This window comes from Streptomyces sp. NPDC050636 (assembly GCF_040654775.1).
Lineage (GTDB): Bacteria > Actinomycetota > Actinomycetes > Streptomycetales > Streptomycetaceae > Streptomyces.
Window position 1 is genome coordinate 1 of sequence record NZ_JBFAIP010000175.1, and the last position, 7,317, is coordinate 7,317.

Sequence of the window (7,317 nt, forward strand, 5' to 3'; positions counted from 1 at the left end):
GCTGCACTGGTACAACTACCACCGACCCCACACCGGCATCCACGGCCTCACGCCAGCCAGCCGCGTCACCAACCTGTCCGGACAACACACCTAGTCCCTCGCCAGCCATCTGCGGGTCCGCTGTCCCACCCGTTCGTCGGTGGCCACGGACGCTGCCCCGGCGGTGACTGTTTCGTAGACGGCGAGGATGTCGGCGCCCACGGTCGACCAGTCGAAGCGGCGTACGTGTTTGCTGCCGCGTTCGCGGAGTTCCGTCAGCCGCTGGGGGTTGCCGAGGAGGCTCACCGCGGCGGTGGCCAGCGCGGGTGCGTCCTCGTTGGTGAAGAGTTCGCCGGCCTCGCCCTGGTCCAGGACCTGGGCGAACGCGTCCAGGTCGCTGGCCAGGACGGGCGCGCCGGCCGACATGGCCTCGACGAGGATGATGCCGAAGGACTCGCCGCCGGTGTTGGGGGCGACGTACAGATCGACGCTGCGGAGCAGGCTGGCCTTGTCCTCGTCGGTGACCATGCCGAGGAATTCGACGCGGGAGCGCATGTCGGCGGGGAGGGCGGCGACCGCCTCGTCCTCGTCGCCGCGGCCGGCGACCAGGAGGCGGGCGTCGGGGACCTCGGCGAGGATCGCGGGGAGCGCCTTCATCAGGACGGGCAGGCCCTTGCGGGGCTCGTCGATGCGGCCGATGAAGCCGATCGTCTTGCCCTGCCATTCGGGTTTGGGCGCCGCGCGGGCGAAGAAGTCGACGTCGACCCCGTTGGGGATCACGACGGCGTCGCCGCCGAGGTGTTCGACGAGGGTGCGCCGGGCGTATTCGCTGACCGCGATGCGCGCGCTGATCTTCTCCAGCGCGGGCTGCAGGATCGGGTATGCGGCGATCATCGCCCGGGAGCGGGGGTTGGAGGTGTGGAAGGTCGCCACGATCGGGCCCTGGGCCGCCCAGCAGGAGAGCAGGCCGAGGGAGGGCGAGGCCGGTTCGTGGATGTGGATGACGTCGAAGGCGCCGTTCTGCAGCCAGCGGCGTACCCGGGCCGCGGAGAGGAAGCCGAAGTTGAGGCGGGCGACGGAGCCGTTGTAGGGGACGGGAACGGCTCGGCCGGCGGAGACGACGTAGGGGGGCAGCGGGGTTTCGTCGTCGGCCGGAGCCAGGACGGAGACCTCGTGGCCGAGGCGGATGAGGTGCTCGGCCAGATCGCGGATGTGGAACTGGACGCCGCCGGGGACGTCCCATGCGTACGGGCAGACGATGCCGATTCTCACGCCGTCGCCTCCGTTCCGCCGGCCTCGTCGCGCGGCTCCAGGTCGGCGAGCCACAGGCGCTGCAGCATGTGCCAGTCCTCGGGGTGGTCGGCGATGCCGGAGGCGAAGGCATCGGCCAGTTCCTGGGTCATCGCGGCGGCCTTCTCGTTGCGGGTACCGGTCTCCGGTACTTCGATCTCCGGGTGGACCCGGCCCCGCATGATCGGGCCGTCGTCGTACCAGAGGGTGACGGGCAGCAGCATGGCCCCGGTCTGGAGGGCGAGGATCGCGGGACCGGCCGGCATCTTGGCCGCCTCGCCGAAGAACTTGACCTCGATCCCCGACGCGGACAGGTCGCGGTCGGCGACCAGGCAGACCAGGCCGCCTGCCCGCAGCCGCCGGGCCAGGGTGCCGAAGGCGGCGCCGCCGGTGTGTGGCAGCACCTCCATGCCCAGTCCCTCGCGGTAGGCGACGAACCGGTCGTAGAGGGTTTCCGGCTTCAGGCGCTCGGCGACGGTGGTGAAGGGGGTGTTGAGCTTGGTGGTGACCCAGACGCCGGCGAGGTCGTAGTTGCCCATGTGGGGCAGGGCGAGGATGACGCCGCGGTCGCTTGCCAGGCCGTCGGTCAGGTGGTGTACGTCCTCGATGGCGAAGCCGTTCCTTATGCGGTCCTTGCTCCAGGCCGGCAGCCGGAAGGACTCCATCCAGTAGCGCATGTACGAGCGCATACCGGCCCGGGACAGCTCGGCCAGGCGCTGCGGCGAAGCGTCCGGCACGACCCGGGCGAGGTTCGACTCCAGGCGGCGTACGCCCTTGCCGCGGCGCTTCCAGACCGTGTCGGCGATCCGCCGGCCGAGCCGTACCGCGACGCCTTCGGGCAGCTTCTTGACGGTGGCCCAGCCGAGGCCGTAAAGCCCGTCGGTGAGCTTGTCGGTGTCGATCAGGCTCTTCTTCCGTGGACTGCGGCTCACGCCGAAACCTCGCTTCGCTCGGCCTCGCATTCGCGCGGCGCGCACCTCTCGATAATTCGCTCACTACGCTCACTCATGCGCCGTTCCCCCCTTGAGCGATGGCGTCGGCCTCGGCGGACTCGCGGCGCACCGTCACCACGCGCTGGCCGAGGGTGACGGTGCTGCCGATGGCGACGGCCCACAGGGCGATCGGCAGCAGGACGTGGACGCCGGATACGCCGAACGTGGCCAGTCCCGAGACGCCGCAGGCGACCAGCGTGATGACCAGCCGCTCGGCGCGCTCCACCAGACCGTTGACGTCCACCGGCAGCCCGATGGCCTCGCCGCGCGCCTTGGTGTACGAGACCACCTGGCCGCTGGCGAGGCAGAAGATCGCGATCGCGCAGAGTGACAGGCTGTCGCCGCGGCCCGCGTACCAGAGGGCCAGTCCGCCGAAGATCGCCGAGTCGGCGACCCGGTCCAGGGTGGAGTCGAGGAAGGCGCCCCAGCGGCTGGAGCGGCCGAGCTGCCGCGCCATGTTGCCGTCGACCAGGTCGGAGAAGACGAACAGGGTGATGACGACCGTGCCCCAGAAGAACTCGCCCAGCGGGTAGAAGATCAGCGCACCGGCCACCACGCCGCCGGTCCCGACGATGGTGACCGCGTCGGGGCTGACACCGATTCGAATGAGCAGGGCGGCGAACGGCGTGAGAACACGCGTGAAGAACGCACGCGCGTACTTGTTCAGCATGGCCTTCCCGAAGGGTCGATATGGGCCGTGCGGTCAAGGGGCCACCGGCTGGCCCATCGTAGCCAGGCAGCCACGGGGCACCGCGAAGGCATCGCGGCGCGAGGTACATCCCGGCGGCTCGGGGAAATCGTCCCGCGCCCCCAGTCGCTCCCATGGCCCTCGGGAGCGCCCGCTCGGGGGCCGGACGGGGCAAGATCGCCACTAAGACCACCGATCGCCCCTTGTGCCATGTATGGACGCATCATGACCACGGTGGAAAGCTCGAATCACCGCAAAGTGTCGACCTGGAGGCGAGACACATGAGCGACAAGACGAGTACACACCCGGGAGCCGCCGGAAGGGCGTCGACGGCCGGCCAGCCCACCGCCTTGCGGAATGTGGTGCTGGTCGGCCACAGCGGATCGGGAAAGACCACTCTGGTCGAGGCGCTCGCGCTGGCGTCCGGCGCGGTCAACCGGGCGGGCCGGGTCGAGGACGGCGGCTGTCTGTCCGACTACGACGAGATCGAGCACCGCCAGCAGCGTTCCGTACAGCTCTCCCTGGTCCCGGTCGACTGGGGCGGCATCAAAATCAATTTGCTGGATACCCCCGGATACGCCGATTTCGTCGGGGAGTTGAGGGCCGGTCTGCGTGCTGCGGACGCGGCCCTCTTCGTCGTTTCGGCGTCGGACGGGGTGGCGGGCGCGACCCGTATGGTCTGGGACGAATGCGCGGCCGTCGGTATGCCGCGCGCCCTGGTCGTCACCCACCTGGAGGCGTCCCGCGCCGACTTCGACGAGATCACCGAGCTGAGCCGCGGCAGCTTCGGCGGCGAGAATCCGGACGCCGTCCTCCCCCTCTATCTCCCCCTGTACGGCACGCCGGGCGCCGACGGCCACGCCCCCGTGCACGGCCTGATCGGCCTGCTCTCCCAGCGGGTCTTCGACTACTCCTCCGGCGAACGCACCGAACGCGCGCCGACGGCGGACGAGCTCCCGATGATCGAGGAGGCCCGTAACCGCCTCATCGAGGGGATCATCGCCGAGAGCGAGGACGAGTCCTTGATGGACCGCTACCTCGGCGGCGAGGACATCGATATCAAGACCCTCGTCGGGGACCTGGAGAAGGCGGTCGCCCGGGGCACCTTCCACCCCGTGCTGGCCGCCGCCCCGGCCGTCGACGGTGCCAAGCAGGGGCTGGGCACCGTCGAGCTGCTGGAACTGATCACCGGCGGCTTCCCGACCCCGGCGGAGCGCGAGGCACCCGCCGTGACCAGCACCGACGGCGCCCCCCGGGAGCCGCTGCGGTGCGACCCGGACGGCCCGCTCGCGGCCGAGGTGGTCAAGACCTCCTCGGACCCGTACGTCGGCCGGATCTCGCTGGTCCGGGTCTTCTCCGGCACCCTGCACCCGGACGACATGGTGCATGTTTCCGGCCACGGGCTGGAGGACCGCGGCCATGAGGACCATGACGTCGACGAGCGGGTCGGCGCGCTGTCCGCTCCCTTCGGCAAACAGCAGCGCCCGCTGCCCCGGGCGATCGCCGGCGATCTGGCGTGTGTGGCGAAGCTGTCCCGCGCGGAGACCGGCGACACGCTGTCGGCCAAGGACGCTCCGCTGCTGATGGAGCCCTGGACGATGCCGGACCCGCTGCTTCCGGTCGCCATCCGGGCGCACAGCAAGGCCGACGAGGACAAGCTCTCGCAGGGCCTGTCCCGCCTGGTGGCCGAGGACCCGACGATGCGCCTCGAACACAATCAGGACACCCGCCAGGTGGTCCTGTGGTGCCTGGGCGAGGCGCATGTCGATGTGGCGCTGGAGCGGCTGCGGACCCGTTACGGCGTCCAGGTGGACACCGTCGCGCACAAGGTGCCGCTGCGGGAGACCTTCGGTGACCCTGCCTCGGGACGCGGGCGCCATGTCAAACAGTCCGGCGGCCACGGCCAGTTCGCGATCTGCGAGATCGAGATCGAACCGCTGCCGGGCGGCTCCGGTATCGAGTTCGTGGACAAGGTCGTGGGCGGCGCGGTACCCCGGCAGTTCATCCCGTCCGTGGAGAAGGGCGTACGCGCCCAGGCCGCGCGCGGGGTCGCCGTCGGGCATCCGCTCGTCGACATCCGGGTGACTCTGTTGGACGGCAAGGCGCACTCGGTCGACTCCTCGGACGCCGCGTTCCAGATGGCGGGCGCGCTGGCGCTGCGCGAAGCCGCCGCAGGTGCCCGGATCGATCTCCTCGAACCGGTCGCCGAGGTGAGTGTGCTGGTTCCGGACGACTTCGTCGGCCCGGTGATGAGCGATCTGTCGGGCCGCCGCGGCCGGGTGGTGGGCACCGAGCAGTCGGGGGCCGGTCGCACACTCGTACGCGCCGAGGTACCGGAGATCGAAATCGGACGGTACGCCGTCGATCTGCGTTCCCTCTCGCACGGCACCGGCCGCTTCCAGCGCGTCTATGTGCGGCATGAGCCGATGCCGCCGCAGCTCGCCGCCAAGCACCGGGAAGAAGCGGAAAGCGGCTCATAGTTAACGGTGGGTCAGCCGTCGTCCTGCTCAACTCCCTTGGGATGGACGGCGGCTGTACGCTGAGTGAGGCCACAGGCTCAGCGAGTGTGCCATGGGCGGTAGTCGGGAAAGAGCCGCATCATCGGATGCGTGCGGTGATGGGGGCGGTAGTGGCAGACGGCTTTGACTTCAGCCCGGGGGCGCAGGTGCCGCTCTCGGGGGGCGCGGGAGAGACCGCGGCGACCCAGGCACTGGCCTCGGCCGCCTACCGGGACGGGCCGCTCGCCGATATCTCGAAGGCCGACTCCGACTCCGGCAAGTCCGGCATCAAGAAACCGAAGCTGTCGCTGTTCGAGCCCAACCTCGGCGAGGCGTTCTCCCGCGCCGTGCAGGTGCGGATGCTCGGCGGCGGGCGCGCGGCGCTCATCCAGTCCTTCGGGACAGAGCCGCAGACCGTCGTCGAGCACTGTCTGTCCGCCAGCCGCGTCCGCAAGCAGCGGGACACCAAGCTGACGCTCGTGATGGTGCTGTTCGGCCTGCTGTTCCTGCCCGGCGTGCTGCTGTGGCTGGGCGCCTTCCAGCTCAGGAAGATGCTCTCCAAGGACGGCGAGGGCAAGGGCATCTCCCTGCTCGGCGGGGCGCTGCTGACCGTGCTCGCCGGTGTCGCCCTGTTCTTCATGATCAAGCTGCCGCTCACCGGCTTCTGGCCGATGTACGCCCGCGGCATGGTCATCGCCCCGGTGATCGGCTGGTGGTGGGCCAAGCAGGTCTGCGAGCTGGCCGCCGTGACCATGCGGGAGGCGTGGAAGGGCCTGCTGGAAGGCGGCGGTGTGGCCGCGAAGATCCCCGAGGCGGTGCCGCAGGACCCGAACCAGGTCGCCGCCGAGACCCTCCGCCAGAATCTCGCCAAAGTCTCCGCCGAGCAGCGCAGCAACGTCGTCTTCTACGCCGGCCCCAAGGGAATACTCGGCATGGGCACGCGCTGGGGCAGCTGGCAGCTCGCCGAGGAGCTCAGGCCCGCGCAGGAGGGCACCGAGATCCACCCCTTCCGCAGCTGGGACGTGATCAGGGTGATCCACGACCGGCTGCGCCTGCTGGAGCGCTCCCCGCTGCACACCGGCGGCTTCCCGCAGCCGTCGGTCCGCCACTGGATCGTCTCGCCGGTCGGCGAGAAGGCCGGCGCGGTCTCCCGCCCGGACGGCACGGACAGCGACGCGTACCAGATCCGCGGGCATGAGATAGAGCGCATCTGCAACGAGCAGCAGTTCGGCGCCGGCAACCGCCACTATCTGGGCGTCCAGTTCGTCCTCTGGGACGGCCAGCTGGTGATCACCCTGATGATCACCGTCACGGTGCTGCACGAGACGCTGCGCATCGAGGTGACCGGCCACGCGCTCGGCCCGGTGCACTCCTTCTTCACGAGCAAGCCGGAGCCCAAGACCAAGGAGGTCGCCAAGACCGTCAGGTTCTGGGAGACGAAGAAGGTGACGCTCCCGCTCATCGAGCCCTTGGAGGTCGTCCGGCTCGCCGCGCGCGCGCCGCTGACGTGGTTCCCGCCGGTCCTGGACTTCCTCGGCGGCAAGCTCACCCTCCCCGAGCCCTTCGGCCTGCGCCATGTCTGGGCCGACAAGCCCTGGCGGCACCGCTTCATGGCCGACGACGCGCTGCGCGCCGCGACCCCGGTCCTGCGTACGGTCCATGCCGCCGCCCTGAGCGTCCTCAGGGAGAACGGTGTGGACACCGAGCGCTTCGACAACCGCTCGCTGGTGCTCAGCGGCATGATCCAGGGCGTGGAGCCGCACAAGGTGGACGAGTACAACGCGTAGCGGCCGCCGCGCGGGGTAGCCATCGGCCTGGGGCGCTGTGGGCCCGTACGGGACATCCCGTACGGGATGTCCCGTACGGGCCC

General features: G+C 70.2%; 5 protein-coding genes. 2 read left to right on the top strand and 3 right to left on the bottom strand.

The features are described from left to right. Positions 1 to 90 precede the first annotated feature (90 nt). From AB0I10_RS39540 to pgsA, 3 genes are all read right to left on the bottom strand, one after another. Positions 91 to 1,251 carry a glycosyltransferase family 4 protein gene (locus AB0I10_RS39540; RefSeq protein WP_363157589.1) on the bottom strand — a complete coding sequence of 387 codons (1,161 nt, stop codon included), beginning with the start codon at positions 1,249 to 1,251 and terminating at the stop codon, positions 91 to 93. Then, positions 1,248 to 2,174 (bottom strand): phosphatidylinositol mannoside acyltransferase, encoded by a 927-nt coding sequence (locus AB0I10_RS39545; RefSeq protein ID WP_363157593.1) that lies wholly within the window; start codon positions 2,172 to 2,174, stop codon positions 1,248 to 1,250. Before AB0I10_RS39545 ends, AB0I10_RS39540 begins: the two co-directional genes overlap by 4 nt. 100 nt (positions 2,175 to 2,274) lie before the next feature. After that, complete coding sequence (pgsA, locus tag AB0I10_RS39550) at positions 2,275 to 2,931, bottom strand: phosphatidylinositol phosphate synthase (RefSeq protein WP_363157590.1); 657 nt, start codon at positions 2,929 to 2,931, stop codon at positions 2,275 to 2,277. A gap of 299 nt (positions 2,932 to 3,230) precedes the next feature. Between pgsA and AB0I10_RS39555 the strand changes: the two genes are divergently transcribed. Together AB0I10_RS39555 and AB0I10_RS39560 are read left to right on the top strand one after the other, a co-directional pair. Then, the gene (locus tag AB0I10_RS39555; protein WP_363157591.1) at positions 3,231 to 5,429 is read left to right on the top strand and encodes an elongation factor G-like protein EF-G2; all 2,199 of its coding nucleotides are present in this window, start codon (positions 3,231 to 3,233) and stop codon (positions 5,427 to 5,429) included. Positions 5,430 to 5,554: 125 nt separating this feature from the next. Next, positions 5,555 to 7,234, top strand: coding sequence for a hypothetical protein (locus AB0I10_RS39560; protein WP_363157592.1), 1,680 nt, complete (start codon positions 5,555 to 5,557; stop codon positions 7,232 to 7,234). The last annotated feature ends 83 nt before the right edge of the window (positions 7,235 to 7,317 follow it).